Source organism: Coleofasciculus sp. D1-CHI-01 (assembly GCF_040218875.1).
Lineage (GTDB): Bacteria > Cyanobacteriota > Cyanobacteriia > Cyanobacteriales > Coleofasciculaceae > Coleofasciculus.
Map to the genome: position 1 here is coordinate 18220 of NZ_JAVJQP010000146.1, position 16927 is coordinate 35146.

Here is a 16927-nt window from a genome sequence, read left to right on the forward strand (position 1 = left end):
GCAAATAACAAATGGCATTTATCGATCCGATACATCTTCTTCTATTGTTCGGCATTTCACCAAATAAACCCGATTTATTGACCAATTTTCTACATAATTAAAGATGTTTGCACTTGCCCCGGGTTCAACTTTCCATACTGAAATTATGAAACGTAAACTTTTAATTATAACGCTCTTATTCGTGATTTGTTGCGTCCTTCCGGCTCAAGCGGAAAATTTGCCAGCACCTGATCAAAGTAGCGTTGAAACTCAACAACCAATCCAGTCGCCGTTAAAGTCGTACTTTCTAAACGTTTTAGCAGGGGGATCACGACAATCAATTCAGCTTGATTCACCAGCAACGCGACTGATTATTTATATTCAGCGAGGAGAAAAGCCGATTCGCTGTGGTGATTGTATGAAAACCTATAATTGTACTCCAGGAAAGCCGCTAAAAATTAACGCCGATCCCACTACACCCATTCAAAAAATTTGGGCAGAGAATCCTTATGAGAAACAGGTGCGCTTACGCCTGGATGTTCTTGAAGAATTGACATCCTCACCGGACTGAAATCACGGTGATTTCCCAGGAATCGAATAGCTGCTAAAGGATTTGATAGAATCAACCCATCCGGTTTGATGCTAGTTTATCAGCCCAACGAGTTGTTTCAGGTAATCGATATTTCGGAGTGCAGCGTAGGACATAATCGATCGCAGTGGGTAAGCTGATTCGATGACCCGGAGAGACATACAGAGGCTTCACCCCAGTTCGCGATCGCACAACTGCGCCAATTACCTCTCCCCGATGTCGTAAGGGTTGCCAATTTCCCTTCTCTAAGGGTAATTCCTCATGCTGACCAATTAATCGCGACTTCGCTACCCCAATCGTGGGAACTGTAATTAATAATCCTAAATGACAAGCCAAACCAAATCGCCGGGGATGGGCAATTCCTTGACCATCACACAAGATTAAATCAGGAGTTATTTTAATCTGAGATAAAGCATCCAGTACAACAGGAACTTCCCGAAACGAGAGAAACCCTGGAATATAGGGAAACGTTGTCGGGCGACGTGCGATCGCCTGTTCGATCAATTGCAGTTCCGGAAAACTCAGTACCGCAACAGCGGCGCGGGAAATCGCATAATTGTCTTCAAAACCAACATCCACACCCGCGACATAGTTAACCTCACCCAATTGATCCGAGGTAATAATTTCACCACTGAGTTGGTTTTGGATAGCCGTCGCTTCCTCAACCGTCAAAGTCCACGAGTGGCGTTGATAAATTTCCATGTTGATAATTACTCACTGGTTAGGGGAAGGTAGAGTTTTGACCCTTCGCGATTCTCGAGGGCATGGCGCGTGAATCTGTAGGGGCGGGTTTAGGGACTTTCTTTTCGCTATTGATAACGTTTGTTCAAAACCCGCCCTCATCTCCCCCAGCTTCCAGAGACACCCTGGTATGTCTCTACATTGTTCCCCCAGATTCACTTACACTATCTAACATCTTTAGTCTTGAAACACCATAATTGTCCCCGAATAACACGCCACCCAAACCTGATTCGTTTCTGGATCATACGTAATTCCAATCGGATTGCTCTTGGTATTCACCGTTTGCTGAATTGACATATCACGGGTACGCACTTTACTCATAGTATTTGAGTGATAATTCACCACATACAGAAATTCACCATCATCAGATATATCCATGCTGCGGGGGGCATTTCCAGTGACAACTTTGCGTAAAACCCGACCTGTAAATAAATCAATTTTAGCCACCGTTCCTTCCCCATTTAACGTGGCGTAGAGATACTGACCACCTGGATCAATACTTAAATGACGCGGTGAATTCCCAATATTTTTGATCCAGTCGAGGGAAAAATCATTTAAATCGACAACCGCAATATCATAAGACCCCATCACCGCCACATACGCTTTTTGGGACGCCGCATCAACCGCAATTCCACGGGGATAGCGACCCAATTTAATCCGCCGAATTTCCTGATTTTGCTGAATATCGACAACGCTTAAATCCCAACTACACCAATTACTGACTAGGGCAAACCGATTATCCGGGCTAGTGGCGACAAATTTAGGCACAGACCCAACTTCAATCACTTGGTCAATCGCTAAACTATCGGTACTGATGCGATACAAAAAACTATTGTCTGTTTTTTGTGAGGGGCTACATTTGTCACTCCCTGGATTATTAAATCCTGAACCATACATCTGGTAATTAGAGACCCAGGCATATTTTCCATTATCGGAAAAAGCGGCTTCTACAGGAGATCCTTTATAGGTTCCACTCCCCTTGGAATGCCCGTATTTCTCCAAATTCACGGCATCGGCAATCGTTTTGACCAAATTATACTGGCGGTCATACACCGTAATCGTATGACTGTACATCATATTCTGGGCAAAAAATAAACCCCGACCTGAATGCACAATAGATTTGGGGGAAATTTTGCCAGAAATGGTTTGTTTTAGCGTCATCTGGCTGGACTGACGTTGCTCATCGTTCTTTTTTTTTTCGCTGTCTTCGTTAATAAAGCTGTCCGGATTAAAGGGACTATTGTCAGAATTTTCTGTCGGTGTCGAGAACGCATCTTGATCAAAGGGAATCGGGTCGTAATTTTCCTCCGGTTTGATCAATGAGTCTTGATTAAAATTACTATTGTCAGGATTTTCGGCTGATGTCGAGAACGAGTCTTGATTCAATTCCTCAGTCGGTGAAGGTGTTGCGGTAGGAGAGGGTAACTCTAATGCGGCTTTGGTGTTAGCCCCCACCATCCCATCAAGGGTTAATCCCTTGGCTTTTTGATATTGAATCACGGCGGTTTCGGTTAAATTACCGTAATACCCGGTAATGGGTCCATCATAATACCCCTGTGCTTGTAAAGTTCTCTGTAGCGCCGTCACATCAGAATTGCGACTTCCCCGCTTGAGAACTAAACCCGGATTCGCGAATCCCATGCGATCCTCTGTCGCTTCCGTTGAGGGGGCAGTTTGTGAGGCGGATGACACTGGAGTCGATTCTAATGCCGCACGGGTTTTAGGTCCAGCAATCCCATCTACGCTTAATCCCTTGGCTTGTTGCAGTTGAATCACGGCGTCTTGGGTCGTTGAACCATAGTACCCGGTAATCGGTCCATTAAAATAGCCAGCCACTTGTAAATTTCGCTGGAGAGAGGTGACTTGAGAATTGCGATCGCCTCGTTGGAGAATAAAATTGGGTCGGGCAGATACTAAGGGTTTCTCCGGTTCTGGTATGGGTGACTCAAACTCTAGAGGTGTATCAAGACTCGCATCCGTTGCTGTGGCGGAGTCAGACTCTAATCGGGTGGTGGTATTCGTCCCAACGATACCATCTGGGCTAAGTCCGTTGGCTTTTTGAAATTGGATGACGGCGGCTTCGGTAATCGGTCCATAGTACCCGGTAATCGGTCCATTAAAGTACCCCTCAGCTTGCAGCGTTTTCTGAAGATTCCTCACCTCAGCCCCACTATTTCCTTTCCGCAATGCTAAAACGGGACTGGCTAGGCTAACAATGAACAGCGCCATGCTTAAGAAGATAAAGGGAATCCAAGCCGCACTCAGGGGCTTTTTCCGGTCGAGTTTTGGTATAAATATGCTGGAACTAGCAGGGGGTTTGGGTTCGGAGGTTGCCAATGCTTCATCAGTGACCGCCACATGAAGGGAGGCAGGATTATCCATAATTCTCTATTTTCTTAGCGCATTCTCCGTTATCCTATACCAGGAACTTTGACAAGGGCTACCCCTTAGCGATGATAAAAATTCAACGGCAGAAGCTGGATTGAGGATATCGTTACAAAAATTTAAATCAGTGAACGGTCTCAATGCCTTGAGTAAACCAAGCCTTTTTTCGGTTGGAATTTCCTCAAACTAGCTGACTAGACACCAAAAACACTCTCCTTTATTTGTGAAGAATTGTAGAGATATTCATCTCACCAAAGTCAAATTTTCCTGATTGAAATAGAATCAGAAAGTATAACCATCATAGATTATTATTTAAGGTTGCATTTACGGTATCTGTCATTCGCAGTAGGTTAGCCAATTCTGTTTGAGGATGGCTAACCAGGTCATTATTGGAATAGGCATTGTATGACATTAGATTTACGAGAATTTTTCCAAGCCACCAATCCTGATAAAACTTTGTTCGTGAACAATACCGCCAAGGATCAAAACTATTATATTGATTTCTCGCCAGTACGAGGTGGACATGTAATCAAAGAATTAAGCAATCAAATTGCATTTTGGTCACCGGATACACCGACTTGCCAACTGTTTACCGGACACGTTGGCTGTGGCAAGTCTACCGAATTGTTGCAACTCAAAGCCCAGTTAGAGCGAGAAGGATTTCATATTGTCTATTTTGAATCCTCTAAAAATTTGGAAATGGCAGACGTAGATGTCAGTGATATTTTACTCGCGATCGCGGCGCGGGTGAGTCAAAGCTTGGATAGGATGGAACGGGACTGTTCCCAGAATCCTAAAGCTATTCTTAAACAAGTAGCTAAACTGTTGCAAACCGAAATTGAACTGACGGCGGAGGCTTCGGTTCCAGGGTTGGGTGATGTAGCCGCTAGTACAGAAGGAGATTTTTCAGTTGATGTCGGCATTCCAGGAGTCGGTAAAGTGAAGGTGAGCCAGGAGGAATGGCTATCATTTGTTGCTCCTTTAATTGGCAAAATTACGGCAAAGGCTAAAGCCAGTCCAGAGTTTCGGAATAAATTAAGGGGATATTTAGAACCGCGCACGAATGGGATATTAGAGGCAATTAACTCAGAACTCATCGAACCCGGAATTAAGAGACTCAAAGACGATGGGAAAAAAGGGCTAGTCGTGATCGTTGATAACCTTGACCGAATTGACAGTTCTGTTAAACCCTGGGGACGTAATCAGCAAGAATACTTATTCGTAGACCGTGGTGAGCAATTACGCAGTTTAAACTGTCATCTAATTTATACTATGCCCTTGGCGTTGAGGTTCTCTAATGAGTTTGGTCCGTTGACTCAGCGGTTTAAAAATCCGACTGTATTACCAAAGGTAATTCTAAACTATAAAAATGCGCTGAAGCTAGCTGTTGATGACCATGAATGGGCGTTACTCCATCGAGTAGCTAAGGATAAAAAAGTTACTGGCGATGATGGATACGAAAAGCTGATTCGCAGTATGTTCGTCTATGAGTATCAGGATCGCCAAGGCTCTTGGTTTATGATCAATCCAGTTTTGGCAGAAGCAGAGGAATTCCAATCATGAGCGGATCTTCCGGGAGCAATAACCAGAAATCATTACGAGAACTTGCCTGGGCGATCGCCATGTCTGAGGGACAGTTTTCCCTGATTTTGGCTCACTGTAACTACCTTAGTCTGCGATCGCGATCGGTGCAACAACTCCAAGAAATTTGCGCTGTACCGATCCGAGAACTTGTCCTGCATTCGTCTAACCAGCGACTTTACTCCACGATTCAACAGGAGGTAGCGACACAAATACCATCGGCGTTGATGGTATTAGGATTGGAATCCGTTGACAACCTCGATTACCTGCTCACTTCAATGAACCAAGTGCGGGAAGAGTTTCGCAAAAACTGTCCCTTTCCTTTAGTGATTTGGGTTAACGATGAAATCGTGCGAAAGCTGATTCGGTTGGTTCCAGATATTGAGAGTTGGGCAAAGCGAACGGTGTTGACTTACCCACCGGAAACCCTGATCCATGAGCTACACCAGAACACTAATGCTTTATTTACGAAAGTTTTAGACTTGGGCATTAGTCCATTTTTAGCCAATGATGCCATCTTAGGTAGGGGTGTAAGTGGGGAAATTCAAGCCGCTTTGCAGGAGGTGAAAAACCAAGGGAGAGATATACCAGAAACCTTACAAGCGAGTCTGGACTTTGTTTGGGGTCGAGAGGCTTATGGTCAGGAGAAAATTGATCTGGCATTAGCACACTATCAGCACAGTATTGCCTTTTGGCAGCAGGTCAAGCATTTTCTCATCAGGTGTAGTTTAGTTGCCACAAAAAAGCTTTTTTGGACTCTGCTTTTGGTGTATTACATCACGTCCGAAACCCCTGTCGCCGGAGAATCGCCACCCCAAAAGCCAACATTGAGAGAAAAAGAGGGAGTGCTACTATTTCACATCGGGTTATGTTATTGCCGCAAAGCCGAGTTAGATAAAGCCCAAAGTTGTCATCATTGGCACAAAGCCTTGTTTTATTTTCAGCAATGCATTGATCGTTTTGAGCAGGTGGGGCGTCTTGATTTAGTGGCTAAATTTATTGGTCAACTGGGTGAGGTGTGGCGACGCTTAGAAAATTGGGATGAGTTGTATAAACTGGCTCAAAAAGCCCAGCGATTACATAAAAACCATGGCAATCCGGCGTCACTAGCTCAAAATTATGGCTTTTTCGCCGAAGTTGCTTTGTTCCAGAACCAGGGGAATAAGGCAAAGGCGTTTGTCAAAAAAGCGTTGCAACTCTCAGACGCGACGACACAGAAACAGCATCACAGTTGGCATCTGTTATTATTAGCGCGATCGCAACAGCAGTTAGGACAGATTCAGGAGGCGATCAAAACTCTAGAAACCGCGAAAAAGGCTGAACCGGAAAATAATCCGCTGCTTTATATTCAGATTTTGAATGAGTTACGAGACCTATACTACCAACAACACCGCTATCTGGAAGCCTTTGACGTTAAACAATGTCGGCGCTCCATCGAACAGCAGTTTAATTTCCGAGCTTTTATTGGTGCGGGACGTTTGCAATCCCGACGACAGGCAACTTTTTCCTTAACCCAGTCCGAGCACCGGGAGACTCTGGCTAGAGAGATTTTGGCTTCCGGTCGAGAACATGATATCAAACGTTTAATTGCCAGAATTGGCAGCACTCAGCATAAACTAACGGTTATTTATGGTCAATCAGGCGTTGGTAAAAGTTCCTTAGTCAATGCCGGTTTACTCCCAACTCTAAGGTATCAGAATATTGGTACAGATACTCGCGATATTTTAGCCGTTCCACTGCGGGTTTACACGGATTGGGTGAATGATTTGGGCAAGTCACTGTTTAAAGCGCTGGAGAAACAAGGAATTACTTTATCCGCTATACCGGATTCAGCCGCTACTCTAATCGAACAACTGACTCAAAATGAACATCACAATCTGCTAACTGTTCTAATTTTTGACCAGTTCGAGGAATTTTTCTTTATTTGCAGCGAATCTGAGCAAAAAGAACAAATTTTTGAGTTTTTCGGTAAATGCCTCAATATCCCTGGTGTCAAGGTTGTCCTTTCTATGCGGAAGGATTATCTCCATGATTTACTAATTGGCAATCATTTACCCCATCTAGACGCTATCCAGAATGATATTCTCAGTAAAAATATTCTCTACCCTTTAGGCAATTTTTCCCGGAAAGATGCCAAGAATCTTATTCGACGTTTAACGGACGGCTCTCAGTTTCCCTTAGAACCCGCTTTGATTCATGAAGTTGTGAAGGATTTAGCTAGCCGTTCTAAAGAAGTGCGTCCAATTGAGCTGCAAGTGGTTTGCGCCCAACTGCAAACGGAAGGAATTACCACCCTGGTTGAGTATCAAGAACGCGGTCCGAAGGATAAACTGGTGCAGCGCTATTTAGGAGAAGTGATTAAAGATTGTGGTGCTGAAAACCAACGCACGGCTGAATTGGTCTTATATTTACTCACCCATGGGAAAAAACCTCGTCCTATCAAAAGTCGTGCCGATTTGGAGGCACAGCTCAAAGCCTTGGCAGCGGATCTGGCGATCAAACCTGACCAATTAAAGGCAGGAACTTCTCAACAATTAAGTTTGGTTTTAGACATTCTAGTTAAATCTGGTTTAGTTTTTAAGATTACTGATAGCTATGGAATACGCTATCAAATTGTTCACGATTATTTAACCTATTTTATTCGCAACCCAAGAAGTAAAAACTTATTAGACGAAATTAAAAGTCAATTCAGCCAAAAACAATTGATTGACGTCCAAAAACAGAAAAATTTTGCGGCGGTTGCTGTATGTTTTATTTTAGTCATAGCGACGGTTTTATCACAACACCAGAGGCAAGCAGCAGAATCCCAGAGGCAAGCAGCAGAATCCCAGAGACAAGCAGCAGAAAAAAACCAACTCTTAGCCAGAATTAAGACGTCAGAAGCCTTGTTTGCATCAGGTCAAAAATTTGAGTCTTTGATCGAAGCGATTAATGCGGGAAGCCAATTGAGGCAAAAAAGCACATTACTCTCCAATCAAGACATTTATAAAGAGATTCATGCTCAAATTGTCGCCGCACTAAAACAGTCAATTTACTGGATAGAAGAACACAATCGCTTAGAAGGGCATAAAAGTCTTGTATGGGATGTAAGTGTCTTAAACAATATTGCCACAGCGAGTCAGGATAACACGATCAAGGTTTGGAACGTTAATAATGGGAAATTGCAAACAACCCTAACAGGACATAGCAATGGTGTTTATGATGTGAGTTTTTTATCTGAAAATCGCCTAGTCTCAGCCAGCGCGGATCACTCTACTGACATACGGTTGCAAGTGGCTGGAGGACTATATCCAGACGAACCCGACGATGAAACCCAGCGATGCTGATGGCGCGACCAACCCAGACCCCCCGTCGTGTGAGGGGATCAGCACTCCAGAGTAAAGGGACTATCGGCTTGTCTCAACCGTTCAATTAACAATTAGACCAATTACTAGGCGCGATCGCATTGATCATTTAGAATGTATAAAGGTGATTACGCTACCTTTCCCCTAGAAGCTACTGCTGCATCATACCGACCGCCTGCAAACACCTCTAAACCAAACAAGCAAGGCAGTCAAGGGAAATTTTAGTGGGTCTGTTACTTCTACCCTCCAGTCCTGAGTCCAAAACCTAGTCTGGATAATCGTTTCAGTCATCGATGCGACTGAAAATTTTTCATAGAGATAAAGTAACGAATTTGATTGCATTAACCGTATTAGTGTGATTCAAGTTACATTTAGGGAGTGCAATCAGTTACCCAGACCAACAGAAATTATCACGTTACGGTCAATCTACCTATCACAATGCACGACCTTAAAATCGTGGATACTAAAAATTAGTTTCTTTCCATGAGGGGACTTTTCTTATGCAAATGCAAATGCCAAATACCCTAGAGCAACTCCCTGAAGGCGGAATGGGCATTAAAATTATTTCCCAGATAGCCGATGAGATCAGATACATTCGTACCCGAGACCATAAAAATTGTTTGTTCATCAGCAAAGCCTATGACCAAGAACCTGTTAAAAGACTACCGAAATGCCACCAAAAGAATTTATTTGCTCGGTTAGTTTGTTTCTGTCAACGTCTGATTTTGATGTTGGTCAATTACTATCGCAGAAACCGGACGAAGTCGCGTTATCGAAACCTGAGGCTTACCGTCAATAGCGACCTAAATTCTGTAGAGCAAATTTTAGAATGGTATGGACAGCTTCAGCATTTACCCATTCCCCAACAGGTTTGGCAATTAGGTCAAATCGCTCTAGTTGAGGCGTTTACAAATGTTGTTCGTCATGCCCACAAAGGCTTATCTCAATCGACTCCCGTTGACTTGGAAATCACGGTATACAATCATCGTTTAGACATGAAAATTTGGGATTATGGACAGCCTTTTGATTTAGAATCCAAGTTGAAAGAAGTTTAGCCACAAAATGATTGCTCATTTAGAGTTCCCCAGTCTCTGGGTTTTAAAACATTGTTTCCTTAGGAATCATCAAGACTAAACAAACCACTGATAAACCGAGTTAGGCTAAAGAATTGCCGATGTAATCCCGCCGGGTGAGTTTAACCTCTAAGCCTCATCTGGCAACTGGACTTCCCCCATCTCCATCACTGCTGTCCCCATCTCCAGTTTCTGAGGAGATAAGTAAAATCATGCTTGTACTATCCAATCAATGATAGTATCGTTGTGGCAGGGTGACTCCTATAGAAAGATGCAACGATTGAAAAAATTACTCCTTCTATTCAAAAATTCTTGTGGGGACAGTGCATTTCTGGGTGCGATTGAACAGGTTGAGGGCATTGTCTCCAAGATTTTGTCTGTAGTGATGATTGCTGTCATCTTGGTGGCAATGTTCGATCTGATTATCGTTCTCTCTCAACAATTATTGGTTGAACCTTTCGGTTTCTTTAATGAAAGCTTGTTTGAAATTTTTGGGCTATTTTTAAATGTTCTGATTGCCCTGGAAATTCTGGAAAATATTACTGCTTATCTGCGGAAGCATGTTGTTCAAGTTGAACTGGTTATCGTCACCTCCCTAATTGCCGTTGCCCGTAAAATTATCATTCTCAACCTTGACAAAACCGGAGGACTTGAAATTATTGGTTTAGCCCTGGCGATTCTCTCTCTCTCCATCAGTTACTGGATTATCCGCCGCACTACAGCAAAAAAAACTCATTGAATTTGTCTTATGTCATATTATTTCAGCTTAAACAGTGACCATCTCCTTACATAATTGTGATTTAAACTATGACTCACTTCTTCCAATTTGAGCAAGATTTCGTCGATTCCTTACGCTGCATCCCTATGCAGGTACGAATGAAATTAGACACCTGTGGCGTCAAACTTAAATTAGCCCACTGGCATCAATTCACCCAGCAAGAACGTCAGACGTTAGTGGAAATGCCCACAACCACAGCCCAAGAAAGCCAAGCCTATCAGCAGTATTTACAAAAATTAGTGACGAATTATACCGGGAAACCTGCCTCAGAACTGCCTATCGATCCTAATCCAGCCTGGATGGACGCGACGATAATTCCTGAGGATGTTCAAACGAAAGCCCAAGAATTTGGCGTTTCCCTCATGCCTGAACAGTGGGAAGCTCTAACTCCCACCCAGCGCTTTGCCCTAATTAAACTTAGTCGCCCTAGTCATGAAAACCGAAACTTTTTGCCTGCACTCAAAGAATTTAAGATCATTTAAGTAAATCGTTATTTGTCTTATGTCATTGCTCACTGTTCCCTGACAATTCATAATGCCCTTAATTTAATGCCATGCGATTTAAGGAATTAGAAATTGACGATTGAGATGATCGAACATTTGAATCTACCTGCTTTTGATAGACCTTTGAACAACAGTACTGCTGTAGATTAGGTTCAATGGGGATTTCAATCACAAACTCTGTTCCCTGACCTGGTGACGAAAAGCACTTGAGATGTCCACCATGCTTTTCCACCACGATCTGATAACTAATAGATAAGCCTAATCCCGTACCCTTACCAACAGGTTTGGTCGTAAAGAAGGGGTCAAATAGTCGCTGCTTAACGGAATCGGGAATACCCACGCCATTATCGGCAATCCGAATAGCAATCCAGTTTTCGTTGATCACCTGCGTACCAACCTCAATCATGGGGTTTTTGGATGAAGTACTCTCGCCCAATGCGCCTTTCTCTAACTCTTCTTCTAAGGCATCAAGTGCGTTACACAGAATATTCATGAACACTTGGTTCAATTGTCCTGCATAGCACTCGATCAAGGGTAAGTCACCATAGTTTTTGACAACGGTAATGGTGCTTTGCCTTGCTTTTCCTTTGATGCGGCTTTGCAGAATCAACAGGGTATTATTAATGCCTTCATGAATATCCACCGAGGTTTTCTCAGCACGATCCAGATGGGAGAAGTTCCGCAGCGATCGCACGATTTGATAGATCCGATCTGCCCCCACTTTCATCGAATGCAGTAATTTCGGCAGATCGGTAGTAATAAAATTGAGGTCAATCAGCTCGATATGCTCTTGAACGTTAGCTGAGGGTTGGGGACTGGATTCTTGATAAAGTTCGAGTAACTCTAATATATCCTGAAAGTATTGCTCGGCGTAATTCAGGTTCCCATAGATAAAGTTGACCGGGTTGTTAATTTCATGAGCGACGCCAGCAACTAATTGCCCTAAACTCGACATTTTTTCGGAGTGGACGAGTTGAGCTTGAGTATGTTTGAGCTTTTGCAGGGCGTCTTGCAGTTGCTGAGTCTGTTGTTCCAACTGGGCTTGCGATCGCCGCAGTTGATGTTCGACTTGCTTACGTTCCTTAATTTCCCGTCTGAGTCGCTGATTGACCTGTACCAGTTCAGCCGTGCGTTCGGTAACTCGTCTTTCTAAATCATCATGAGCATTTTGTAGTGCTTGTTGTGCCAGTTTGCGTTCAGTGATATCGCGGACTACCTTGGTAAACCCGCGCAATCGCCCTTTCTTGTCGTACAGCGCTGTAATCACTGCATTTGCCCAAAACCTTGATCCATCCTGGCGAACTCGGTAACTTTCATCCTCAAACCGACCGTTTTCTGCCGCGATTTTCAGGGCTTGCTGTAGTTTACCTGCTTGAACATCTTCGGGTAAATAAAATCGAGACACGGATTCACCGAGAATCTCTTCTTCTTGATACCCGTTAATCCGTTCAGCACCCTGATTCCAACTGATGACCCGTCCCTCTGGGTCGAGCATATAAATGGCATAGTCTTTGACATTTTCCACCAGACAACGGAAGCGTTCTTCACTATCGCGTAGGGCTTCCTTAGATTGCTTGCATTCCGTTTGATCACGCACCACAGCGTAGACCAATTTGTTTTCGGGATGGATTGAGACATTCCATAACAGCGATTTGTAAGACCCATCAGCACAACGACAGCGATTTCTAAAGCGGATCGATGCAGTCGGATTACGGGTTAGGGTTTCTAGCTTCGCGATTGTTACCGGGTGGTCGTGCGGATGGATCAAGTTCAGCCAAGGTTGCGCTAAAAGTTCCTGGTGAGTAAAGCCGAGTGTTTCCTCCCATCGCGGATTAAGCTGCTGGAAATGACCATCTTCCCCCAACACGCACAGCATATCCAAAGAGAGCGTGAAAAAAGGATCGGAAGCCTGACTCCCGGTGCTTGAGGTTGGCGGTAAAAAATTTAGCATTTTATAGCTGGGGCTTTATTATGGGAACTCTTATCTTTATTGTTATGTTCTTTCAGATAAAGAGTTGTAGATGCGGTTTCCCCGGTTATGCATTCGTCTCCTTACGCTTAAGTTTAAAGGAGTTTAGACCTAACGCTTCGCTTTAATGATTAGAATTTCTACTGGATATGATTAGTTTTGTCTATAACTTAACCCGATAAGTCAGTACATGGCGCACGAGGCGTCTTTGGTGTCAACTTAATGGTTAGCTGGGCAGTTGTATAGGCGATCGCGTTTGGGTCGATGGCAGTCTTAATTCTTTGTCAAACAAAGACTTGATGCACAGGGACAATTGTAGCACGGCTGACCTATTCGCCACACCCCACACCCTACACCCAGTTTGACAGCCTGTCTTTTGACAATGGTTTGCCGCTTTGCCAGAATCAAGAGCCAAATATTATCAGCTTCAGTGTCCCATGTCCAAAATCTCTTCTCACCACCACAAGCCTCAAGTTTTTGCCATCGGAATTGCTCCACTGGGAATCGTATCTATTGGTGTAGTCCCCATGGGAGTAATTTCAATTGGCTTTGTTCCCATGGGAGTGTTCTCCCTAGGTTCTGTAGCCATGGGAGTCTTCTCTGCTGGGTTAGTTTCTATGGGAACGGTAGCTGTTGGTTTTCAAACGATGGGCTTAGTGAGTATTGGTTCAATGGGTATGGGGAATATTCGTATTCCTATCGGCGCTGAAGAATCCCTCTTTCATCCCGACAATCATTCTCTTCCCACGCCAAACCAACCCAATCACGATTCTCACTAAGTTGTCATTGGTCATTGGTCATTAGTCATTGGTCATTTGTTCTAAAAAACTGAAAATTATCGGTGAAACGGTATTAAAAATAGCGGCAAACATGATAATAAACACCAGATAAGTAAGTATAGATGAGTTGGGTTAGGTAAATGTATGTCAGCTAAGAGCGCTTCTATCCGTTCCTCAAGACGATTTTTAGGTGCAGTACAGCTAAAAGCCGCACAAACACTTTCAGAATGCATCAGCGGTGTGCTTACAACCGTCAACAGGGATTCCGCTAACAGTAAAAAATCAACCCGTTGTGCTGCCCATTGATCGGCTCTGATTTCTCGTAACAGTAATAGTTCTTGCCATAGCGCTTCTGTATTAGTTAATCCATAAGAGAATCGCCGCATCCAGCCCAACCAAAAGAACCAAAATGTATCCCGATAATGAAAATGTCCGTCTTCATGGGTGAGAACCGCTTGCAAATGATCAGTATCCAGTGTCTCTAATAAGCCTTGACTCACCACCAGTTCCGGTTGCCAAAATCCGACTTGAGCGCTAAAAACTAAGGGTGTGTCGAGAAGGCGGATTGCTCTACCATGAAGGGTTTGCTGAGGATAGGTGCGAACCTGTTGCCGAGAATGCCATCCGGCAAACGCCAGTTTCAACCCTGACACTCCCACAAATCCTAAGAAAGTGCCAGCTAACCCATAACTGAACCAGCCCTCCCATCGCCAAACCATTTGCCCTTGGGGTCCCATGCAGACGATAGAGATTGCTGTCATCATCAGTAGCAGTGGCGGAAATAAGAACTTGGTTAAAGCATTTTGCCAGCGCTGCTGATAATTACTCTCGTTTCCTGACCAACTGATTCGGGTTAACCAAGCCACGGCTAAAGCACTCAGAATTAGGATTAGATGAATCATTGTTCCTCCCTCGCTTCGCGGATGGCTTGCAAACGCTGGGCGATCGCGTCGAGTTGTTCTAGACTAGCTTGGTCGAGACTGTCGGCAAAGGCGGCGATGATATCCGGATTTCCCACCGCCAGGAATCGCTTCAACTGATCATGGGCTTGCAGCATCCGCGCCTGCTCCTGCGAGAGCAAGGGTTGCCAACGAAATGCCCGATCTTGGCGATCGCACGTTAGCCAGCCTTTTTGGGTGAGGCGGCGCAATACCGTGGTTACGGAAGCATAGGCTAACTCTCGGTCTGGATCAGCTAAGATTCGTTCGTGGACATCTTTGGTGGTAGCGGAACCGAGTTGCCAAATAATCTCTAAGATTTCTGCCTCTAATGGACCAAGGGAGAGTTGTTTGGGGCGGTAACTGGGCATAGGAACCATAGAGATGCAATTAAAATCAGGGAATTGGATACCCAGTTTACCCGAATTTGACTTTAAAAGCTGATTTGATATTGGCTTGGATACACTTATCGCGGCTCAAACAGCTAACCTGCTAAATTGGGATGCTTCCAATTTATCCCCACAGCCGACGCCGAGGAGATCCATTGAGACGTTGATGAGTATCAGCTAGCAAACCAGGAATATCCAGTTGTTCCGGACAACGGGGTAAGCAGTCACCACAGCTTGTACACCGATTCCCTTTCACCCCAGCAAACCAGTGACCCGCATTTTCAAACATGCCATAGCGGTATGTCCCGTAATCTGTCATATCATAAGCTACAGCTAAATTCCGCAGCCTTAATACCTCTGGAATATTAATCATTTCCGGACAGGGTAAACATTGGTAACATTGGCTACAGCGATCCGTTCCCAAAGCCGTGTGAGCTTGGGTTTCTAATCGAGAAAATACCTCGATTTCCTGGGGAGTCAGGGAGCCATCTTGATCTGCAACGGCTAACGGTGCGTCCAATTCCTGTGGATTAGCAGGTCCTACACTCAAGGTGGTAATTCGGCGATCGCTCAATAAAAAACGATAGTTCAACTCCAGTGGCGAGAAGGGATAGCAGAGTTCAACCAGTTTCGCTGGGGGATTGTACAATCGTCCACCCTTATCCGCCGGAGATATGATAAACACCCCCATATCCTTCTGGTGCGCTAATTCTACGGCTGGAGCATGGCGCTGAAAGACGTAGTAATAATGTAGGTTGATAAATTCAAATAAATTGGTCTGGATTGCCGCTAATATGACCTCTAGGGGAGCATGAGTGGAAAAGCCAAGGTGTCTTATCCGACCCTCTGCTAAGGCGTCTTGTATCGCCTGCATACACCCTCTAGGGGAATCGACCCAGGTCAGATGTTCCCAGGTGTTGATCCCATGAATGGCTAAGCAATCCAGATAGTCGAGCTGTAGACGCTCTAAGGATTCATCAATCCACTGATCCATGACCTGAGAATCAGGCGTTGGCGGTAGCTTGGTGGTAATCGTGAGTTGTTCTCGGGGTACGGGTAATTTTTTGAGGATATTCCCCAAATATGGCTCACTCTTACCATAACTACGGGCGGTTTCTAGATGATTAATCCCATTCGCGATCGCGTGCTGTATGGTTTTATCAGCATCGGACTCACCCGCCAAGCAGCGCATGGTTCCCAGGGAAAACACGGATAGCCACAGATTGGTTTTCCCAAACCGTCGATAATGCATTTCTCATCTTTGTATCATTTAAGCTTCACCGCCCGTTTTAAATCCTTTATGCTGGGAAAAGTCTTCCGGTCGGATGCTCGATACAAACTCTCGGAAAGCCTGTCGTTCCTCTTCATCCGCATCTCGATCAACGGGTATTGATGCATCAGCGATAACTTCTTCCATCACCCAGATTGGACTATCTGTGCGAAGCGCGATCGAGATCGCATCACTCGGTCTAGCATCAATTTCTTTTTTGGCTTCACCCTGACGAACGCAGAGGATCGCATAGAAGGTATTATCTTGGAGGGAGTGGATAATAATCCGCTCCAACTTCATCTCCCATGTTTCCATGAGACCCACAAACAGATCATGTGTCAGAGGGCGGGGAGCTTTTTGGCGTTCCAAAGCGCTGATAATTGCTTTTGCCTGATCTTGTCCAATGTAAATCGGCAGAGCGCGTCGCTCTAGTGAGTCTTTCAGCAGCACGATTGGGCTACGGGTGACAGCATCTAATGCAATTCCAGCAACTTTCATTTCAATCATTAGCTTAGCCTCTAGAATACAGTCGGCGTCGAGGGCATCAAAGCGAAGCAGTCAAGCCACATTGGATGGATTAAAACTAGAACAAGTATACTACTTTTCCTT

The 16927-nt window shown here is 44.5% G+C and carries 14 protein-coding genes; 7 read left to right on the forward strand and 7 right to left on the reverse strand.

The window, feature by feature from the left end; all coding sequences use genetic code 11:
* Window positions 1-145 precede the first annotated feature (145 nt).
* Window positions 146-550: a hypothetical protein gene (locus RIB93_RS25605; RefSeq protein ID WP_446376957.1), complete on the forward strand. Its 405-nt coding sequence runs from the start codon at window positions 146-148 to the stop codon at window positions 548-550.
* Window positions 551-601: 51 nt separating this feature from the next.
* On the opposite strand, the gene nfi is transcribed toward RIB93_RS25605, so the two are convergent.
* Window positions 602-1270: a deoxyribonuclease V gene (gene nfi, locus RIB93_RS25610; protein WP_446376959.1), complete on the reverse strand. Its 669-nt coding sequence runs from the start codon at window positions 1268-1270 to the stop codon at window positions 602-604.
* A gap of 216 nt (window positions 1271-1486) precedes the next feature.
* Window positions 1487-3691 carry a peptidoglycan-binding protein gene (locus tag RIB93_RS25615; protein WP_446376962.1) on the reverse strand — a complete coding sequence of 735 codons (2205 nt, stop codon included), beginning with the start codon at window positions 3689-3691 and terminating at the stop codon, window positions 1487-1489.
* A 408-nt stretch (window positions 3692-4099) separates the two neighbouring features.
* Here RIB93_RS25615 and RIB93_RS25620 point away from each other — a divergent pair, with 408 nt between their 5' ends.
* The 5 genes from RIB93_RS25620 to RIB93_RS25640 all read left to right on the forward strand — a co-directional run bounded on the left by RIB93_RS25620 (window position 4100) and on the right by RIB93_RS25640 (window position 10952).
* Window positions 4100-5257 carry an ATP-binding protein gene (locus tag RIB93_RS25620; RefSeq protein WP_446376964.1) on the forward strand — a complete coding sequence of 386 codons (1158 nt, stop codon included), beginning with the start codon at window positions 4100-4102 and terminating at the stop codon, window positions 5255-5257.
* Window positions 5254-8601: an nSTAND1 domain-containing NTPase gene (locus RIB93_RS25625; protein ID WP_446376966.1), complete on the forward strand. Its 3348-nt coding sequence runs from the start codon at window positions 5254-5256 to the stop codon at window positions 8599-8601. Before RIB93_RS25620 ends, RIB93_RS25625 begins: the two co-directional genes overlap by 4 nt.
* A gap of 530 nt (window positions 8602-9131) precedes the next feature.
* The gene (locus RIB93_RS25630) at window positions 9132-9674 is read left to right on the forward strand and encodes an ATP-binding protein (RefSeq protein ID WP_446376968.1); all 543 of its coding nucleotides are present in this window, start codon (window positions 9132-9134) and stop codon (window positions 9672-9674) included.
* 289 nt (window positions 9675-9963) lie between these two features.
* Entirely contained in the window at window positions 9964-10431 is a 468-nt protein-coding gene (locus RIB93_RS25635; protein ID WP_446376970.1) for a phosphate-starvation-inducible PsiE family protein, read from the forward strand.
* Between the two features lie 68 nt (window positions 10432-10499).
* A complete protein-coding gene (locus RIB93_RS25640; RefSeq protein WP_446376972.1) occupies window positions 10500-10952 on the forward strand; it encodes a nitrate reductase associated protein in 453 nt (150 codons plus the stop codon).
* A gap of 58 nt (window positions 10953-11010) precedes the next feature.
* Here the strand turns inward: RIB93_RS25640 and RIB93_RS25645 are convergent, their stop codons facing one another.
* Complete coding sequence (locus RIB93_RS25645) at window positions 11011-12924, reverse strand: PAS domain-containing sensor histidine kinase (RefSeq protein WP_446376974.1); 1914 nt, start codon at window positions 12922-12924, stop codon at window positions 11011-11013.
* A 455-nt stretch (window positions 12925-13379) separates the two neighbouring features.
* Between RIB93_RS25645 and RIB93_RS25650 the strand changes: the two genes are divergently transcribed.
* Window positions 13380-13721: a hypothetical protein gene (locus tag RIB93_RS25650; protein ID WP_446376976.1), complete on the forward strand. Its 342-nt coding sequence runs from the start codon at window positions 13380-13382 to the stop codon at window positions 13719-13721.
* 56 nt (window positions 13722-13777) lie between these two features.
* On the opposite strand, the gene RIB93_RS25655 is transcribed toward RIB93_RS25650, so the two are convergent.
* The 4 genes from RIB93_RS25655 to RIB93_RS25670 form a co-directional block, all read right to left on the reverse strand.
* Complete coding sequence (locus RIB93_RS25655; RefSeq protein WP_446376978.1) at window positions 13778-14623, reverse strand: M56 family metallopeptidase; 846 nt, start codon at window positions 14621-14623, stop codon at window positions 13778-13780.
* Complete coding sequence (locus RIB93_RS25660; protein ID WP_446376980.1) at window positions 14620-15039, reverse strand: BlaI/MecI/CopY family transcriptional regulator; 420 nt, start codon at window positions 15037-15039, stop codon at window positions 14620-14622. Before RIB93_RS25660 ends, RIB93_RS25655 begins: the two co-directional genes overlap by 4 nt.
* 133 nt (window positions 15040-15172) lie before the next feature.
* The gene (locus RIB93_RS25665) at window positions 15173-16300 is read right to left on the reverse strand and encodes an aldo/keto reductase (RefSeq protein ID WP_446376982.1); all 1128 of its coding nucleotides are present in this window, start codon (window positions 16298-16300) and stop codon (window positions 15173-15175) included.
* Between the two features lie 18 nt (window positions 16301-16318).
* On the reverse strand, window positions 16319-16825 hold the full coding sequence (locus RIB93_RS25670; RefSeq protein WP_006103665.1) for a bifunctional nuclease family protein: 507 nt from the start codon (window positions 16823-16825) through the stop codon (window positions 16319-16321).
* Window positions 16826-16927: the final 102 nt, after the last annotated feature.

Excerpts from the sequence above, each read along its gene's own strand:
- RIB93_RS25660 (WP_446376980.1), bottom strand. The coding sequence starts at position 15,039 with ATGGTTCCTATGCCCAGTTACCGCCCCAAACAACTCTCCCTTGGTCCA.
- RIB93_RS25640 (WP_446376972.1), top strand. The coding sequence starts at position 10,500 with ATGACTCACTTCTTCCAATTTGAGCAAGATTTCGTCGATTCCTTACGC.
- RIB93_RS25655 (WP_446376978.1), bottom strand. The coding sequence starts at position 14,623 with ATGATTCATCTAATCCTAATTCTGAGTGCTTTAGCCGTGGCTTGGTTA.
- RIB93_RS25645 (WP_446376974.1), bottom strand. The coding sequence starts at position 12,924 with ATGCTAAATTTTTTACCGCCAACCTCAAGCACCGGGAGTCAGGCTTCC.
- RIB93_RS25620 (WP_446376964.1), top strand. The coding sequence starts at position 4,100 with ATGACATTAGATTTACGAGAATTTTTCCAAGCCACCAATCCTGATAAA.
- nfi (WP_446376959.1), bottom strand. The coding sequence starts at position 1,270 with ATGGAAATTTATCAACGCCACTCGTGGACTTTGACGGTTGAGGAAGCG.
- RIB93_RS25665 (WP_446376982.1), bottom strand. The coding sequence starts at position 16,300 with ATGCATTATCGACGGTTTGGGAAAACCAATCTGTGGCTATCCGTGTTT.
- RIB93_RS25625 (WP_446376966.1), top strand. The coding sequence starts at position 5,254 with ATGAGCGGATCTTCCGGGAGCAATAACCAGAAATCATTACGAGAACTT.
- RIB93_RS25670 (WP_006103665.1), bottom strand. The coding sequence starts at position 16,825 with ATGATTGAAATGAAAGTTGCTGGAATTGCATTAGATGCTGTCACCCGT.
- RIB93_RS25605 (WP_446376957.1), top strand. The coding sequence starts at position 146 with ATGAAACGTAAACTTTTAATTATAACGCTCTTATTCGTGATTTGTTGC.
- RIB93_RS25615 (WP_446376962.1), bottom strand. The coding sequence starts at position 3,691 with ATGGATAATCCTGCCTCCCTTCATGTGGCGGTCACTGATGAAGCATTG.
- RIB93_RS25635 (WP_446376970.1), top strand. The coding sequence starts at position 9,964 with ATGCAACGATTGAAAAAATTACTCCTTCTATTCAAAAATTCTTGTGGG.
- RIB93_RS25630 (WP_446376968.1), top strand. The coding sequence starts at position 9,132 with ATGCCAAATACCCTAGAGCAACTCCCTGAAGGCGGAATGGGCATTAAA.
- RIB93_RS25650 (WP_446376976.1), top strand. The coding sequence starts at position 13,380 with ATGTCCAAAATCTCTTCTCACCACCACAAGCCTCAAGTTTTTGCCATC.